The following is a 16,603-nucleotide window of genomic DNA, read 5'->3' as shown; positions in this document are numbered from 1 at the left end:
AAACGAAAACGGCGCCCCGCAGGGCGCCGTCCTCAAACGTATCGAAAAGTCCCGCGATCAGGCGGCGGACGCCTCGATCGTCTTGGCCTCGTTGGTGTTGGCCGTGGCGATCTCGATGCGGCGGGGCTTCAAGGCCTCGGGCACGATGCGGGCGAGGTCGATGTGCAGCAAGCCGTTCTTCAGGCTCGCGCCCTTCACCTCGACATGCTCGGCCAGCTGGAAGCGGCGCTCGAAGGCGCGACCCGCGATGCCGCGATAAAGGTACTCCGACGAGCCGTTCGTCTCGTCGCCCTTCTCGCCCTTCACGGTCAGCGTGTTCTCACGCGACTCGATCGAGAGCTCCGTCTCGGAGAAGCCGGCCACCGCCATGGTGATGCGGTAGGTGGTCTCGCCGGTGCGCTCGATGTTGTAGGGCGGATAGCTCTGGGCGTTCTCGGCATTGCCGGCCGCGTCGAGCATCGAGAAGAGCCGGTCGAAACCGACGGTGGACCGGTAGAGGGGGGCAAAGTCGAACTGACGCATGTGTGTTCTCCATTGAGCAACGGTTTTGCGTGTCTGGCCGGTCGACTGGAAGGCCCCGCGCAACGGGCGGCGGCCGGTCGATCCTGGCCAGCGATCCCACGATTGGGCGATCGCAAGAGATGAGATGGTAAAGCCAGAAAACGGCTTCAAGGGCTGCCGCAAGCCACCATGCCGAATTTTTTCCGCCAATCGAAACAACGGCTTGGCGATCGCCCGCGATGTGAACGGCAGATGAACGCGGGCTTCGGCTACCGTTCATTCGGGGGGCGATAGAACCCCGGCCTTTCCAGCCCCGGCCGCCTGCATCGCCCGGACATCACCGCATTCGAGCAGGACCGCCTGAGCACCCTTTCGCGCCAAACGATCGAGGCGTCCCGTCCCTTCCGCCCCGGTCGCTCGGGGTCGGGGATCCTCGCAGGAGGGTCCCCGATCTCCCCTCATCCTGCCGCCCCGCCTTCAACCCGCCGCGCGTCTGCGCTAGGAGCTTGGCAGCCCTGATGCCCGACGGAGCCGCCGTGCCCGAGACCCAAGACGCCTTCGTCGCCCTCGAGGCGAACCCGGAACCGCCGGGCCTCGAAACCGGCCATCACGACCTCGGGCATGGCGTGCGGTTGCGCTACGCGATCGGGCGGGGGCCGGCCGGCATGACGAGCCGTGGAACCGTCCTCCTCCTCCAGGGGCGCAACGAGGCGATCGAGAAATATTACGAGACGATCGCCGACCTCAACGCGCGCGGCTTCACGGTCGCGACCTTCGACTGGCGCGGCCAGGGCGGCTCCGGTCGCGGCACGTTCCTGCCGGGCGTCGGGCATGTGGCGAGCGTCGAAGACTACGCGGACGACCTCGAGCGCTTCCTGCGCGAGGTCGTGCTGGACCGCTGCGCGCCGCCCTATGCCCTCGTCGCCCATTCGATGGGCGGCCTCGTCGCGCTCGCCGCCTCGGCGCGCCTGTCGTCGCATGTCGAGCGCATGGCGCTGATCGCGCCCCTCGTCGCGCTGCCCGGCTCGCCGGGGCTGCACCGGTCTATTGGCCTTCTTGCCGGCGCGCTTCACTGGTGCGGCCTCGGCTTCCTGCCGCTCCGCCGGGCGCGGCGCATCGACCCGGCCGAGCCCTTCGCGGGCAATGTCCTGACCACCGACGCGGGACGCTTCGAGCGCAACCGGGCCCTGCGCGCGGCCGCCCCCTGGCTCACCGTCGAGGGCGTCTCGGCATCCTGGCTGCGCGCCGCCCTGAAGGCGATGCGCCGCCTCGACGATTCCGACCGGATCGCGCGGCTCGACCTTCCCGCCCTCTTCCTACTGCCGGGCGACGACCGGGTCGTCTCGACCGCCGCCGCCGAGCGCCTCGCCTGGCGCATGCGCTGCGGCCATTCGATCCGCGTCGCGGGCGCGCGGCACGAACTCCTGCAGGAGGCCGACCGCTTCCGCGAGCCGGCGCTCGGCGCGATCGAGACGTTCTTTGCCGAGAGCCTGCCGAAGCCCCCGCCCCTGCCGGCGCTCGACGAGACGCTGATCGGCGAGGCGGTGGCGGCCGCCGCCGCGCCCGCTCCGCCCCCGGCGCCTGTCAGCCGTTGAGGATGCGCAGCGCCGCCTCGTGCAGGGCGGGCGTCGCGGCCGCCACGACGTCGCCGCCATTCTCCGGCCGGTCGCCCGAGAAGGTCGTGATCACGCCGCCCGCCTGCTCCACGATCGGCGTCAGCGCCACGATGTCATAGGGCTGGAGGCCGGGTTCGACGCAGATGTCGACATGGCCGGCGGCCAGCATGGCGAAGGCGTAGCAGTCGGCCCCGAATCGGGTGAGCCGAACCTGATCGACGAGGCTCTGGAAGCGGTCCTTCAGCCCGCCCTTGAACAGCTCCGGCGCCGACGAGAAGAGCGTCGCGCCGGACAGTCCCCCGATGTCGCGCACGCGGAGGCGCTTCTCGCCCTGCGGCCCGTCGCCGAAGGCGCCGTCCGGCGTCGCCCAGAAGCGCTCGCGCGTGTAGGGCTGGCTCATGATGCCGATCTCGGCGCGCTCGCGCACCTGGAGGCCGATCAGCGTGCCCCAGACCGGGACGCCGCAGATGAAGGGCCGCGTGCCGTCCACCGGGTCGATCACCCAGAGATGGTCGCCGGAGCCCGACAAGCCGAACTCCTCGCCGAGGATCGCATGGGACGGATACTCCGCCTCGATGATCGCCCGGATCGCCTTCTCCGCCTCGCGGTCGGCCTCGGTCACCGGATCGAAGCTGAAGCCCTCCTTGGGCTTGGAATCGATGCTGAGCGCGGTGCGGAAGCGCGGCAGCGTCTCCTTCGCGGCGGCGTCCGCCAGGCGGAACAGGAAGGAAGCATCGGGCAGCGTCGTCATCGTCGGGTCTCCAGCCGGGACCCGTCCTATACGGCCAACGCAGGGTCCTGGCGAGGGCGTCCTACTCCGCCGCGGCGGGGCGCTGGAGTTCCGATTCCACCTCGGCGGCAAAGCACGAGGCGAACTCCCAGAGGATGCGCCGGAAATGGCCGAAGGCCGCATGCGGCACGAAATTGCGCTCGTCGGCATAGAGCGCGCGGTTGATCTCGAGCTGGATGGCGTGGACCCCGCCGCGCGGCCGCCCGTAGCGCTCGGTGATGTAGCCGCCGGCATAGGGCTTGTTGCGCGTTACATCGAGGCCGAGCGCCGTCAGGCGCTGCACCGCCATGGCGACGTAGTGGTGGGCGGCGCTGGTGCCGAACCGGTCGCCGACCACGATATCCGCTTTCGGCCCGCCCGGCATCGGCCGGACCGAGGAGGGCATCGAATGGCAGTCGATCAGGATCGCGAAGCCGAAGGCGCGGCGCGTCGTCTCGACGAGGCGCTCCAGCGTCTCGTGGAAGGGCATGTAGATCGTGTCGATACGCGAGAGCGCCTCGCCGACGGGAATTCGCCCGGCATAGATCTCCTCGCGCTCGGCGACAATGCGCGGGATGGTGCCGAGGCCGCCAGCGACCCGCACGGAGGCCGAGTTCGCGCGGTCGGGCAAAGGTCCGGAGAACATCGCCGGGTCGAGTTCGTAGGGCTCGCGATTGACGTCGAGAAAGGCGCGGGGAAACCTTGCGACGAGGAGCGGCGCGCCGAGCGCCGGCACGAAGTCGAAGAGCTGGTCGACGAAGAGGTCTTCCGAGCGGCGGATCGCCGAGGGGCCGAGCCGGCTCTGCGCGAGGAACGAGGACGGATAGGCGCGCCCGCTGTGGGGCGAGCAGAACACGAAAGGGCTGGTTTGGCGGGTCGGCTCGATGACCTCGAAGGCCGGGCACGCGCCCGCGGCGGTTTCCAGGTTGGGAGCGGCGACGTCCAAATGCACTCCCCTTCATTTCCCTTTCGCAAACCGCGTTCCACTGGAGATAGGGCCGTTCTGCCGCTCGAACATTCCATTTAGCTCTTGCTTAAGCAATCTGCTAAAAGGTTGATTGCGAGCAGGCTTCACGTCCGGCACCCGCCGCGACATTCAGGTTACGAGATGTACAAGATCCTTCTGGCCGAAGACGACAACGACATGCGCCGCTTCCTGGCCAAGGCTTTGGAAAAGGCCGGCTACGAGGTGACCGCCTACGACAACGGCGGCAGCGCCTACGAGCGCCTTCGCGAGGAGCCGTTCTCGCTGCTCCTGACCGATATCGTGATGCCCGAGATGGACGGCATCGAGCTGGCGCGCCGCGCCACCGAGCTCGACCCCGACCTCAAGGTGATGTTCATCACGGGCTTTGCCGCGGTCGCGCTGAACCCCGACTCCAAGGCCCCGAAGGACGCCAAGATCCTGTCCAAGCCCTTCCACCTGCGCGAGCTGGTGGAGGAGGTCGGCAAGATGCTCCAGGACGCCGCCTGATTTTTTTGCGGCTTCATCCCCACAAGAGGCGCAAACGGTCTTGACCGCACCGCGCCTCCTGTGGTGTAAGCCGCTCCATCGAATGGGCGCGTAGCTCAGCGGGAGAGCACTGCATTGACATTGCAGGGGTCACTGGTTCAATCCCAGTCGTGCCCACCATTCGATCCTCCTCGCAGATCCGGAGTGGGACAGCCGGACAGCTCTAGTGGCGGGTCGCGGCGCTGCAGCGATCTCTTTTCCTTGCGATAGACATCGATAACCTGGCAGGCCATCGCCCTGCCTCGGTCCGATCGACGAGCCGACTTACTTCCCTGCATTTCAGGCGTTCTGCTGACGATTCGTTCGTTCGGGACTGAGCGTTTATCGCGAGTTCCGGGCGCCGGACGGTCGATCTGCCTCGGGCGGACGGCGCGTGCATTCGAGGTCGGAACCGAGCCTTTCTCCGCGAGCGGCCGGCGGAATCAAATCACGGAGGTTGCAGCGACAAATCTCAAGTGGCAGCCGACTGAATTGTCGCGGGATGTTCGACGCAGGCGCTTCGGCCTGCAGCGAACATCCCGCGGACGCGGGCCCGACCGACACCCCTCCAATCGAGGCCGCCGCTCGCGGCAAGGGCGCAACGAGACGCTCTAAGGGCCGGAGGGCGCACCGTCCCGGCCCGTGATGGCGGACAACCATTGCCGGAAGGCGACGAGCGGCGGGAAGCGGTCGCGCTCCTTCGGCCAGACGAGATGATACTCCTCGCGCGAGCGCATCGGGCGGTCGATGATCGGCACGAGCTCGCCGCGCTCGATCTCCTTGGCGACGAGAAAGCTCGGCAGGAGCGCGACGCCGAGCCCCGCCATCGCGGCCTGCGCGATCGTGGCGAACTGGTCGAACAGCATGCCCGTCACGCCGTCGGGCGCCACGCCTTGCGCGGCGAACCACGTCTCCCAGGCGTCGGGACGCGAGGTGATGTGCAGGAGCGGCAGCGCGCGCAGCGCCGCCGGATCGCCGCCGACCGGATGGGCCGCGGCGAATTCGGGGCTGCCCATCGGCACGACGTCCTCGGCCAGAAGCTGGAGGTGGCGGGTCCCCGGCCAGTTCGGCACGCCGAAGTGGATCGCCGCGTCCATCGTGTCGAGCCGGAAGTCGAACTCGACGAGCCGCGTCGCCAGATTCATCGTGATGCCGGGATTGAGCGCCAGGAAATCCGGCAGGCGCGGTGCCAGCCAGCGCGTGCCGAAGGTCGGCAGGATCGCCAGATTCAAGGTGCCGCCGAACGGGTTGGCGCGGATGTTGAGCGAGGCCGTGGAAATCCGCCGCAGCGCATCGCGAATGTCGCGGGCATAGGCCTCACCCGCCGGAGTCAGCCGGACGGTCTGGCGCTCGCGCAGGAACAGTTCGACGTCGAGCTGCTCTTCCAGCGCCTTGATCTGCCGGCTGACGGCGCTCTGCGTGAGATTCAGCTCGCCCGCCGCCGCGGTGAAGCTGCCGGTGCGCGCCGCCGCCTCGAAGGCGCAGAGAAGGCCGATGGACGGAAGGAAGCGGCGGGGTGTCTGCATCCCGCCATTCCATAGCGGAATGGGAGAGGCCGCAACACTCCCGCCCTCGACCTCGCGGCCCGCCCCGTCAGGCGTGATGGAGGCGGGCGCAGGCGGCTTCGATCCGCTCCAGCGCCGTCTTCAACTCGCTGTCCGACGTCGCGTAGGAGATGCGGAAGAAGGGCTCGAGGCCGAAACACGCGCCGGGCACCACCGCGACGTCGGCCTCGAGAAGGTAGTCGGCGACATCGCGGTCGGAACGCAGGACGCCCCCGTCCGGCGTGCGTGCGCCCAGAAGCCCCTCGCAGCTGGCAAACGTATAGAAGGCCCCCTGCGGCACCGGGCACTGGAGGCCGGGAACGGCGTTGAGCCCGGCGACCACGAGATCGCGCCGCCGCTGGAATGCCGCGCAGCGTTCCGCGACGATGGCCTGCGGCCCGTTCAGCGCCTCGACCGCCGCCGCCTGGCTGACGGAGGACGGGCAGGACGTCGCCTGGCTCTGCACCACGGCCATCGCCCGGATCAGCGCGGCGGGGCCACCGCCGTAGCCGATGCGCCAGCCGGTCATCGCATAGGCCTTCGAAACGCCGTTGACGGTGAGCGTGCGATCCCGAAGATCCGGCGCGACAGCGGCCAGCGTCGCGAACGCCAGACCGTCGTAGAGAATGTGCTCGTACATGTCGTCGGACATCGCCCAGACATGAGTATGGCGACGCAGGACGCCCGCCAGCGCCTCGAGCTCCTCGGCCGAGTAGGCGGCGCCCGACGGGTTGGAGGGCGAGTTGAGGAGAAGCCAGCGGGTGCGCGGGGTAATCGCCGCCTCGAGCTGCTCGGGCCGGAGCCGGAAGCCCGCCTCGATCCCGCACGGCACGAGCACAGGCGTTCCACCCGCGATGGCGACGATGTCGCTGTAGCTCGTCCAGTAGGGAGTGGGGATGACAACCTCGTCGCCCGGCCCGAGCGTCGCCATGAAGGCATTATAGAGGATCTGCTTGGCGCCGGCACCGCACGTCACCTCGTCGGCGGCGAAGACGAGCCCGTTCTCGCGCTCGAACTTGGCCCGCACGGCGTCCTTCAGCTCGGGGGAGCCGTCGAGCGCGGTGTACTTGGTGGCGCCGTCGCGGATCGCGCGGATCGCCGCCTCTTTCACGTTATCGGGCGTGTCGAAGTCGGGCTCGCCCGCCCCGAGGATGATCATCGGCCGACCGGCACGCTTCAGCGCGCCGGCTCTGGCCGTGATCTTCAGGATTTCGGACACCCCGACCGAGGCGATGCGCTCGGCCGGCCGAAAGGCAGGCATCCCGGCGGCGGCCAGCGCGCTCATGCTTCCGCCGAGCCCCCGTCCACGTCGAACTTCACGCCTTGCGCGAGCGGCAGGGAGCGGCCGTAGTTGATGGCGTTGGTCTGGCGGCGCATGTAGGCCTTCCAGGCGTCCGAGCCGCTCTCGCGTCCGCCGCCCGTCTCCTTCTCGCCGCCAAAAGCGCCGCCGATCTCGGCGCCCGAGGTGCCCATGTTGACGTTGGCGATGCCGCAGTCCGAGCCCGCCGCCGAAAGATAGCGCTCGACCTCGCGCATGTCGGTGCCGAAGATCGAGGACGACAGGCCCTGCGGCACGCCGTTCTGCAGCGCGATCGCTTGCGCGAGATCGCGATACTTCAGGACGTAGAGAATCGGCGCGAAGGTCTCCTCGACCACCGGCCCGGTCTGCGCCGGCATCTCGACCAGTGCCGGGCGTACGTAGAACGAGTTCGCGCCGTTGACGTCGACCCGCTCGCCGCCGTGCACCGTACCGCCGGCGGCCTTCGCGGCCTCCAGCGCCCGGCCCATCGCCTCGAAGGCGGCGCGGTCGATCAGCGGCCCGACCAGCGCGTCCGAGGTCAGCGGATTGCCGACCGAGATCGAGCGGTAGACCTTTGCGAGACGCGGCACCAGCGTGTCGTAGACGCTCTCATGGACGATAAGGCGGCGCATCGTCGTGCAGCGCTGACCGGCCGTGCCCATGGCACCGAAGGCGACGGCGCGCAGCGTCAGGTCGAGATCGGCGGACGGCGTGACGATCGAGGCGTTGTTGCCGCCGAGTTCGAGGATCGCGCGGGCGAAGCGGCGGGCGAGCCGCTCGCCGACCGCGCGTCCCATCCGGGTCGAGCCGGTGGCCGAGACGACGGGCACGCGCGGATCATCGACCAGCGCCTCGCCCACCTCGCGCTCGCCGACGAGAAGCGTCGACAGGTTTGCGGGCGCATCGCCGAAGCGGGCGGCGGCGCGCTCGAAGATCGCCTGGACGGCGAGCGCGGTGAGCGGCGCCTTCTCCGACGGCTTCCAGACCACGGCGTCGCCGCACACGAAGGCGAGCGCCGCGTTCCAGGACCAGACCGCCACGGGGAAGTTGAAGGCCGAGATGACGCCGACGACGCCGATCGGGTGCCACTGCTCGGTGAGCTTGTGGTCGGCGCGCTCGGACGGGATCACGAGGCCGTAGAGCTGGCGCGACAGGCCGACCGCGAAGTCGCAGATGTCGATCATCTCCTGCACTTCGCCGAGCCCCTCGGACGGCGCCTTGCCGACTTCCAGGCTGACGAGGCGGCCGAGCGCGTCCTTGTGGGCGCGAAGCTCCTCGCCGAGGAGCCGGACGAGTTCGCCGCGCCGCGGGGCGGGAACCTCGCGCCACTTGAGAAAAGCCTCGTGCGCGCGCCCGATCGCCTCGCCGACGGCTGCCGGATCGACCGTCGGGACGGACGCCAGGACCTCGCCGTCGACGGGCGAGACGACCTCGCGGGAGCCGCCGCGGAACGCGGTCTCGGCGACGCCGAGCGAGGACAGGAGGGACTGCGCCTCGGTGGCGAGGGAGGTGGGCGTGTCGAGCATGGTGGTCGGATCCTCAGGAAGAAGCGTCGGGGTGCGGATCAGAGCCGCGCGCCGGCCAGATGGGCGACCTGCGCGCCGACCTCGTAATAGGCCTCGCGAAGGGCGCGCCGTGGCGCGGGCAAAGGGTCGGTGACGGGCAGCGGCAGATCGGCCTCGCCGATCTCACCGAGAAGAAGCCGGGCGAGGCAGCGCCCGAACACGGTGCCCGGCGCGATGCCGCGCCCGTTGTAGCCGCTGAAGGCGACGACGTCGCGCCCCAGCCGGTGGAAGCGCGGCAGGCTGTTCTCGGTCATGCCGATGTGGCCGTACCACTGATATTCGAAGTCGATGCCCGCGATCTGGGGGAACAGCCGTGCCAGCGCCCGGCGTCCCCAGTCCCGGTGCACCATCTGGCCGCCGCCGCGAAGGGCGCCGACCGAGCCGAACACGAGCCGGCCGGCCTGGTCGAAGCGGAAGGAGGAAAGGATCTCCTTCGTATCCCAGGCGCCCTGGCGCTCGGGGAGGATCGAGTGCCTGACATTGTCGCCGAGCGGCGGGGTGGCCATGTTGAAATAGGGCAGATGCACCTGCTCCCGGCGGATCTGCGGGAAGACGCCCGTGCCGTAGGCGTCGGTGGCGACCACGACGGATCTTGCGCGCACAACGCCGGTCGGCGTCGCGAGACGCCAGACTGCCCCCTCGTCGGTGGCCTCGATCACGGGGCTCGCGGTGAAGATCGTCGCGCCAGCCGCGATCGCCGCACGCGCGAGACCCCGCGCATAGGCGAGCGGCTGGATCGTGCCGGCCCGCTCGTCGAGAAGCGCGCCGGCATAGGCCATGGTGCCGACCTTGGCGGCGGTTTCCTCGGGATCGAGAAGCCGCACCGGCACGCCGCGCGCGCGCCACTGGCGCTCGCGCTCGCGCACCTCGTCGAGGCCCTTCGGCCCGACCGCGCAATGGAGCGTGCCCCGCCGCTCGGCCTCGCAGGGGATCGCATGCCGTTCGACGAGCTCGAACACGACGCTCGGGGCCTCGCCGAGAAGCTGCAGCAGCCGCTCGCCGTAGACGTCCCCGAGTTCGCCCGGCAGATCGTCCGGCATCACCCACATGCCGGCGTTGACGAGGCCGACATTGCGGCCCGACCCGCCGAAGCCGATCTCCTCGGCCTCCAGAACCGCGACGCTCGCCCCACCCTCGCAAAGGTGCAGCGCCGCCGAACAGCCGGTGAAGCCGCCGCCGATCACCGCGACGTCGACATCGAGTTCGCCCGACAACGCCACCGTCGGCGGGGCGGGCGGCGCCGAGGCCTCCCACAGGCCGTGGCTGCGCGGATCGTTCTTCATGGATCAGGCCGCGTCGGGCTGGCGGGCGGGGCGCAGCGTCTCGCGCACCGCCTCGATCGAGCGCGCCTGCGCCTCCTCGTAGACCTCGAATTCGTCTCGGACCTCGGCCCCGAGGGCTTCCACGAAGGCGCCCCGGCTCGCATTGCCCGCGTAGCTGCGCTGTTCCTGCCCGCCGAGGTTCGACTGGAAGATGCCCGCCGCCGAAACCGGCAGGAAGTCCTCGTAGACGATCGGGTAGGCCTCGACATGGCCGCTCGCGACCAGCGTCTCGAGCGACAGGCTGTCGAGCGCCCCCGGCGCCGCTCCGCCGCTCTTGCCCGTCGGAACATAGCGGTAGTAGCCGAGCCCCTCGCGGCGCAGCGTCTCGTGATCGTCCGGGAACGCTTCGAAGACGCCGGCAAGATGCGTGGCATAGTCGGCGCCCGCATTGCCCTGCCCGCCCGCGTCGCGCACCTTCGCCAGAAGCTCATCGTAGAGCGCGCGGCCCTTGCACGTCAGCGCCAGACCGCGCTGCTCGATCTCGCCGAAGCGGGCCGTATGGGTGCCGGCCTGCGCGCCGTCCGCGCCGCGAAAGAGGATCGGCTCCTCCAGCGCCTTGAAGCTCGTCTGGCGCAGGAGGATCGGGCAGCGGCGCGTCGGCGGCCCCTCGATCACGTCCTTGGCCGCGATGCCGCGCGTGGGCATGGCGGCCTGCACGGCGTCGATGTCGAGCGTGCGCGGCGTCAGGTGGTTGATGTGCGGTCCCTTGAAGCAGACGACGTCGGCGATCAGCCGATGCACCGTCGACAGGCGCTGGTAGGTGCCCTCGTCCACCGTCGCCTCGCGGTGCCAGCGGAAGGTCTCGACCGCCTCGCGCACGAAGTCTTCGGCCTGCGCGTCCGTCAGGCCGCCCGCCGCCTCGAACCGCTCGATCAGCGCCAGCGCGCCGGGCGTGAAGATGCGCCGGCGCGACAGGATGGCGGCCGCTTCCTGACGCAGGGCCTCGTCCTCGATGAGTTCGAGCCGGAGAAGCGAGGTGAAGACGCGGAACGGATTGCGGGCGAGGTTCTCCTCGCGGACCGGGCGGAACGCGGTGGAATGGACCGGCACGCCGGCCACCGACAGGTCGTAGTAGCCGACCGGCTCCATGCCCATGACCGCAAAGAGCCGGCGCATCGTGGACAGTTCCTCGGCCGTGCCGAGGCGGATCGCGCCGTGGCGCTCGAGGTCGATGCGATCGAGGTCGTCGGTGCGCTCGAGATCGGCCTTCAGCGCCGGGTCGGCGGCGAGCGTCGCCGCGTTGACCTCGGCGACGAGTTCCATCAGCGTTCCGTACTGCGGCACCTCGGACCGATACATGTCGGACATGGTCCGGGAAAAGCGGGTGCGGATGTGGTCGGGCGTGACGAAGGCGGCGTCGCTCACAAGCTGATCCTTTCCGGGTCCGACTGACGGCGTCTCGCCGGGTTCGCGAGCCGTCGGCATTCCACCAGTCTTGGCTCCGGCCGTGGCGTTTCTCAAGCGATGTTAGCACATGACGTCATTCCGCCCGAGAATGACGTCATGGGTTGTTTCGGGACGCATCACGCGAAGGGGACTGGATCGGCGCGGGCCGTCGCGTCACGCTGGCGCCTTGCGGCAGGCACCCGATTCCCTCGGCCTTCCGCGAACGCCCGGCTCCGTCCGCCGGGCGCGAAAGGCCTCGATGCAGATACGCCACCTCCGCTACTTCGTGACGCTCGCCCGGCTCGGCCATTTCCGGCGCGCGGCCGAAAGCTGCGGCGTGACGCAGCCGACGCTGTCGTCCGGCATCGCCTCGCTGGAGACGGCCCTCGGCGTCGAACTGGTGCGCCGGGACCGCCGCTTCGTCGGCCTGACCGCGGAGGGCGAGGCCGCCCTTCCCTGGGCGCAGCAGATGCTGGCGGACTGCGATGGCATGCTGCGCGCGGCCGGCAAGCCCGGCATCGGCCTGACCGGGCGGCTGCGGCTCGGCGTCATTCCCGCCGCGATGCCCGCGGTCGGCGCGATCGCGCCGGTGCTGGCCACCGATCATCCCGACCTGCAGCTCGTCATCCTGTCGATGACCTCGCGCGAGATCGAGCGCGCGCTCCACGCCCACGACATCGACGGCGGCGTCACCTATCTCGAGAACGAACCGCTCGGCGGGGTCATCACCTGGACCTTCTACGAGGAGCGCTACCGCTTCGCGACGCCGGCCGACGGCCCCTTCGCCGGTCGCTCGACGATCTCCTGGGCGGAGGCGGCCGCCGCCCCCCTCTGTCTCCTGACCCGCGACATGCAGAACCGGCGCATCCTCGACGCGCAGATCGCCAGGATCGGCATGGAGGTGCAGCCGCGCGCCACGGCCAATTCCTACACCGCGCTCCTGTCGATGGTTCGGATGGGCGAGCTATCGTCGATCCTGCCGCACAGCCATGCGGGGACCGCCGAGCGCGATCCGGCGATCCGCATCCTCGCCTTCGACGACCCGTCGCCGCCCCAGGCCGTGGGGCTCGTGGTGCTCGATCGCCATCCGATGTCGGCGCAGAGCCGGGCGATCCTGTCCGGCGTTCGCTCGGTCGAGTTCCGGCGGCGCATCGCGGCTCTGCGGGACGATCCCGACAGCGCCGCCGATAGCGGCTGATCGAGTTCGTCTATTATTGATCGTTCCGTGAACATTTGACGCGTTCTAAATTGGACGCAACCCTTTGCGACGACGAGCGAACGGCTGGGAGGCCGCGCCCGCACATGCATAGGGAGGATCGATGAGTTCTGCAGCCGATGTCGCGCGCCCGCCGGGCGTTGGGTTCCTGGACCGCGAGAACACGGTGGCGAAGGCCGGTTTCAACCGCTGGCTGATCCCCCCTTGCGCGCTCGCGATCCATCTGTGCATCGGCATGGCCTACGGTTTCTCGGTCTTCTGGCTGCCGCTTTCGCGCGCCATCGGCGTCGCCCAGCCGGTCGCCTGCGAGGGCATGACCCTGATGACCGCCCTGTTCACGACAACGTGCGACTGGCGCGTGTCGGACCTCCTGTGGATGTATACCCTGTTCTTCGTGGTGCTGGGCGGCGCTGCGGCGATCTGGGGTGGCTGGCTGGAGCGGGCGGGCCCGCGCAAGGCCGGCCTCGTCTCGGCCGTCTGCTGGTGCGGCGGCATGGTGATCTCGGCGCTCGGCATTTACCTCCACCAGCTCTGGCTGATGTGGCTGGGCTCGGGCGTGATCGGCGGCATCGGCCTCGGTCTCGGCTACATCTCGCCGGTCTCGACCTTGATCAAGTGGTTCCCCGACCGGCGCGGCATGGCGACCGGTATGGCGATCATGGGCTTCGGCGGCGGGGCGATGATCGGCTCGCCGCTCGCCGACATCCTGATGCGCCATTTCGCGAGCCCCGAGGGCGTCGGCGTCTGGCAGACCTTCCTGGTGCTGGCCGCAGGCTATTTCGTGTTCATGGTGGCGGGCGCGCTCGGCTACCGCGTGCCGCCGGAGAACTGGCGCCCGTCCGGATGGACTCCGCCGGCGGCCGCCGGCACGCGCATGATCGCGACCGGCGACGTGCACCTCAAGGACGCGCACAAGACGCCGCAGTTCTGGCTGATCTGGGTCGTGCTCCTGACCAACGTGACCGCATCGATCGGCCTCATCGGCGTCGCGTCGCCGATGCTGCAGGAAATCTTCGGCGGCCGCCTGATCGGCGCGGCCGGCACCGCCTTCCTCGACTTCACGCCCGAGCAGCGCACGGCCGCCGCCGCCGTCGGCGCCGGCTTCGTCGGCCTCGTCTCGCTCTTCAACATCGGCGGGCGCTTCTTCTGGGCCTCCTTCTCCGACCGGCTCGGCCGCAAGACGATGTACGCGGTGATCCTGGCGCTCGGCATCGCGCTCTACGCGGCGCTGATCCCCTTCTCGGCATCGAGCGGGATCCTGTTCCTCTTCGTCGCCTCGTTCTGCGTGATCGCCTCGATGTATGGCGGCGGTTTCGCCACCGTCCCGGCCTATCTCGCCGACGTCTTCGGCACGAAGTTCGTCGGCGCGATCCATGGACGCCTCCTCACGGCTTGGTCGCTCGCCGGCGTCTTCGGCGGTCTCATCACCGGCAACATCCGCGACGCGCAGATCGCGGCCGGCGTGCCGCGCGAGGCGGTCTATCAGCCGATCTTCTTCACGGTGGCGGCGCTTCTGGCGGTCGGCTTCGTCGCCAACCTCCTGGTCCGGCCGGTGGCCGAGACATACCAGATGCGACAGGAGGCCAAGGGCGTGGCACCGGCGGCGCGGGGCGGCGCTGCGGCGGCGCCCGCGTTCGGCGACCACGGCATCGGCCGCGGCGGCTTCAACGGGCCGGCGATCGCCGCCTGGGTCGCTGTCGGCCTGCCGCTCCTCTGGGGCGTCTACATCACGCTTCTGAAGGCCTCCGCCCTGTTCTAGACTGACACCCGAGCCGGCGCGCGCCTCGGCTGCGCCGGCTTCCGACCTTCTCGGGAGACCGACATGCTCGATGCCGCGCGACGCGCTCTGCCCTTCGATGCCGAGCGCCTGAATGAGATCATCGCCGCCCATGCGGGAAAGCCGGGCGCCCTCCTGCCGATCCTGCACGACGTGCAGGCCGAGTTCGGCATGGTGGACGACGCGGCGGTGCCCGCGATCGCGGCGGCGCTGAACCTGTCGCGCGCGGACGTCCACGGCGTCCTCACCTTCTATCACGACTTCCGCCGCCTTCCGGCCGGGCGAACCGTGGTCAAGCTCTGCTCTGCCGAGGCGTGCCAGGCCGCGGGCGGCCGCGCATTGCAGGCGGCAGCCAAGGACCTCCTCGGCGTGCCGATGAAGGGCACGACCGGCGACGGCGCGGCGACGCTGGAGCCCGTCTACTGCCTCGGCCTCTGCTCCGTCGCGCCCGCCGCGATGGTCGACGGCCGCATCCACGGCCGCCTGACCGCGGACCGCCTGACCGCCATCATCGAGGAGGCGATGCGATGACCCCGACGACCCGCATCTTCGTGCCGCGCGATGCGGCAGCCGTCGCCGTCGGCGCCGACGAGGTCGCGGCGGCGCTCAAGGCGTCGGGCCGCGCCGTCGAGATCGTGCGCACGGGCTCGCGCGGCATGCACTGGCTGGAGCCGCTGGTCGAGGTCGAGACCGCCGAGGGGCGCATCGGCTACGGGCCGGTCGCGGCCGCCGACGTCGACGCGCTGCTGGCGGCCGGGATGCTCGACGGCGCGGACCATCCGTCGCGGATCGGCCGGCCGGAAGACCATCCGTTCCTCGCCCGCCAGACGCGCTCCACCATGGCGCTCTGCGGCATCGTCGATCCGCGCTCGGAATCAGACTATGCCGCCCACGGCGGCTGGCGCGGCCTGTCGGCGGCGCTGAAAGAGGATGCCGAGGCGCGGGTGCGGACCGTGACGGCCTCGGGCCTTCGCGGCCGCGGCGGCGCGGGCTTTCCGACCGGCATCAAATGGGAGACCGTCCGCAAGGCCGCGGCGGCGCAGAAATACGTCGTCTGCAATGCCGACGAAGGGGATTCGGGCACCTTCGCCGACCGGATGACGATGGAGGGAGATCCGTTCCGGCTGGTCGAGGGGATGTGCATTGCCGGCGTGTCCGTCGGCGCGACCTACGGCTACATCTATATCCGCTCGGAATATCCGCACGCGATCGAGGCGATGGAGCACGCGATCGCCGGGGCGCGTCAGGCCGGCTGGCTCGGTGCTTCGGTAGGCGGGTCGGGCCTCGCCTTCGACATGGAGGTGCGTGTCGGCGCCGGCGCCTATGTCTGCGGCGAGGAGACGTCCCTCCTCAACTCCATCGAGGGCAAGCGCGGCATCGTGCGCGCCAAGCCGCCACTGCCGGCCCTTCAGGGTCTCTTCGGCAAGCCGACCGTGGTCAACAACGTCCTGTCGCTCGCCGCCGTCCCGGCGATCTTCGCCGAAGGGCCGGAAGCCTACGAGCGGCTCGGCCTCGGGCGCTCGCGCGGCACGATGCCGATCCAGCTGGCCGGCAACGTCCGGTATGGCGGCCTCGTCGAGGTGCCCTTCGGCATCACGCTCGGCGAACTCGTGCATGAGATCGGCGGCGGCACGGCGTCGGGCCGCCCGGTGCGCGCGGTTCAGGTCGGCGGCCCGCTCGGGGCCTACTTCCCCCCGTCCCTCTTCGACACGCCCTTCGACTACGAGGCCTTCGCCGCCAAGGACGGGCTGATCGGGCACGGCGGCATCACGGTCTTCGACGACACGGTCGACATGGCCCACATGGCGCGCTTCGCCATGGAGTTCTGCGCTGCGGAAAGCTGCGGCAAGTGCACGCCTTGCCGCATCGGCGCGGTGCGCGGCGTCGAGACCGTCGACCGCATCCTCGAGAAGCGCTCGGCGGGCCAGCCGGTGGCCAAGGAGCTGACGCTGCTCGCCGACCTCTGCGACACCATGAAGTTCGGCTCGCTCTGTGCGCTCGGCGGCTTCACGCCCTATCCCGTGACGTCAGCGATGACCCATTTCCCCGAAGATTTCGACCTCGACGCCCGTCGCCTGCCGGCCGGGCTCGAGGCGGCGGAATAAGGAGGACACG

14 protein-coding genes and 1 tRNA gene are annotated in these 16,603 nt (G+C 70.0%); 7 read left to right on the top strand and 8 right to left on the bottom strand.

What is annotated here, in order from left to right; all coding sequences use genetic code 11:
* Positions 1-57: 57 nt before the first annotated feature.
* Complete coding sequence (locus ACLNGM_RS06850; RefSeq protein ID WP_090962034.1) at positions 58-522, bottom strand: Hsp20 family protein; 465 nt, start codon at positions 520-522, stop codon at positions 58-60.
* A gap of 515 nt (positions 523-1,037) precedes the next feature.
* Between ACLNGM_RS06850 and ACLNGM_RS06845 the strand changes: the two genes are divergently transcribed.
* The gene (locus ACLNGM_RS06845; RefSeq protein ID WP_416357740.1) at positions 1,038-2,096 is read left to right on the top strand and encodes an alpha/beta fold hydrolase; all 1,059 of its coding nucleotides are present in this window, start codon (positions 1,038-1,040) and stop codon (positions 2,094-2,096) included.
* On the opposite strand, the gene hisN is transcribed toward ACLNGM_RS06845, so the two are convergent.
* Both hisN and ACLNGM_RS06835 read right to left on the bottom strand, forming a co-directional pair.
* Complete coding sequence (gene hisN / locus ACLNGM_RS06840; RefSeq protein ID WP_416357739.1) at positions 2,086-2,868, bottom strand: histidinol-phosphatase; 783 nt, start codon at positions 2,866-2,868, stop codon at positions 2,086-2,088. The genes ACLNGM_RS06845 and hisN overlap by 11 nt on opposite strands.
* A gap of 61 nt (positions 2,869-2,929) precedes the next feature.
* Positions 2,930-3,832 (bottom strand): N-formylglutamate amidohydrolase, encoded by a 903-nt coding sequence (locus ACLNGM_RS06835; protein ID WP_416357738.1) that lies wholly within the window; start codon positions 3,830-3,832, stop codon positions 2,930-2,932.
* Positions 3,833-3,994: 162 nt separating this feature from the next.
* Between ACLNGM_RS06835 and cpdR the strand changes: the two genes are divergently transcribed.
* Together cpdR and ACLNGM_RS06825 are read left to right on the top strand one after the other, a co-directional pair.
* Entirely contained in the window at positions 3,995-4,360 is a 366-nt protein-coding gene (gene cpdR, locus ACLNGM_RS06830; RefSeq protein WP_019996719.1) for a cell cycle two-component system response regulator CpdR, read from the top strand.
* Positions 4,361-4,444: 84 nt separating this feature from the next.
* Positions 4,445-4,519 (top strand) — tRNA-Val (locus ACLNGM_RS06825).
* A 470-nt stretch (positions 4,520-4,989) separates the two neighbouring features.
* Here the strand turns inward: ACLNGM_RS06825 and ACLNGM_RS06820 are convergent.
* The 5 genes from ACLNGM_RS06820 to ACLNGM_RS06800 form a co-directional block, all read right to left on the bottom strand.
* Complete coding sequence (locus tag ACLNGM_RS06820; RefSeq protein WP_416357737.1) at positions 4,990-5,904, bottom strand: LysR family transcriptional regulator; 915 nt, start codon at positions 5,902-5,904, stop codon at positions 4,990-4,992.
* Positions 5,905-5,971: 67 nt separating this feature from the next.
* Complete coding sequence (locus tag ACLNGM_RS06815; RefSeq protein WP_416357736.1) at positions 5,972-7,207, bottom strand: pyridoxal phosphate-dependent aminotransferase; 1,236 nt, start codon at positions 7,205-7,207, stop codon at positions 5,972-5,974.
* A complete protein-coding gene (locus ACLNGM_RS06810) occupies positions 7,204-8,748 on the bottom strand; it encodes an aldehyde dehydrogenase family protein (RefSeq protein WP_416357735.1) in 1,545 nt (514 codons plus the stop codon). The genes ACLNGM_RS06815 and ACLNGM_RS06810 overlap by 4 nt, the downstream gene beginning before the upstream one ends.
* A 38-nt stretch (positions 8,749-8,786) precedes the next feature.
* Complete coding sequence (locus tag ACLNGM_RS06805) at positions 8,787-10,070, bottom strand: NAD(P)/FAD-dependent oxidoreductase (protein ID WP_416357734.1); 1,284 nt, start codon at positions 10,068-10,070, stop codon at positions 8,787-8,789.
* 3 nt (positions 10,071-10,073) lie between these two features.
* Entirely contained in the window at positions 10,074-11,417 is a 1,344-nt protein-coding gene (locus tag ACLNGM_RS06800; protein WP_416358402.1) for a VOC family protein, read from the bottom strand.
* Positions 11,418-11,754: 337 nt separating this feature from the next.
* Here ACLNGM_RS06800 and ACLNGM_RS06795 point away from each other — a divergent pair, with 337 nt between their 5' ends.
* From ACLNGM_RS06795 to ACLNGM_RS06780, 4 genes are all read left to right on the top strand, one after another.
* Positions 11,755-12,693, top strand: coding sequence for a LysR family transcriptional regulator (locus tag ACLNGM_RS06795; protein WP_416357733.1), 939 nt, complete (start codon positions 11,755-11,757; stop codon positions 12,691-12,693).
* Between the two features lie 121 nt (positions 12,694-12,814).
* Positions 12,815-14,470, top strand: coding sequence for an OFA family MFS transporter (locus ACLNGM_RS06790; protein ID WP_416357732.1), 1,656 nt, complete (start codon positions 12,815-12,817; stop codon positions 14,468-14,470).
* A 63-nt stretch (positions 14,471-14,533) separates the two neighbouring features.
* Complete coding sequence (locus tag ACLNGM_RS06785; RefSeq protein ID WP_090961999.1) at positions 14,534-15,019, top strand: formate dehydrogenase subunit gamma; 486 nt, start codon at positions 14,534-14,536, stop codon at positions 15,017-15,019.
* Positions 15,016-16,593 carry an NADH-ubiquinone oxidoreductase-F iron-sulfur binding region domain-containing protein gene (locus tag ACLNGM_RS06780; RefSeq protein ID WP_416357731.1) on the top strand — a complete coding sequence of 526 codons (1,578 nt, stop codon included), beginning with the start codon at positions 15,016-15,018 and terminating at the stop codon, positions 16,591-16,593. Before ACLNGM_RS06785 ends, ACLNGM_RS06780 begins: the two co-directional genes overlap by 4 nt.
* Positions 16,594-16,603 lie beyond the last annotated feature (10 nt).

Source organism: Aureimonas phyllosphaerae (assembly GCF_047943035.1).
GTDB lineage: Bacteria > Pseudomonadota > Alphaproteobacteria > Rhizobiales > Rhizobiaceae > Aureimonas > Aureimonas phyllosphaerae.
The sequence above is the reverse complement of the archived record's forward strand: the minus strand, read 5'-3'. Positions and strand labels throughout refer to the sequence as shown.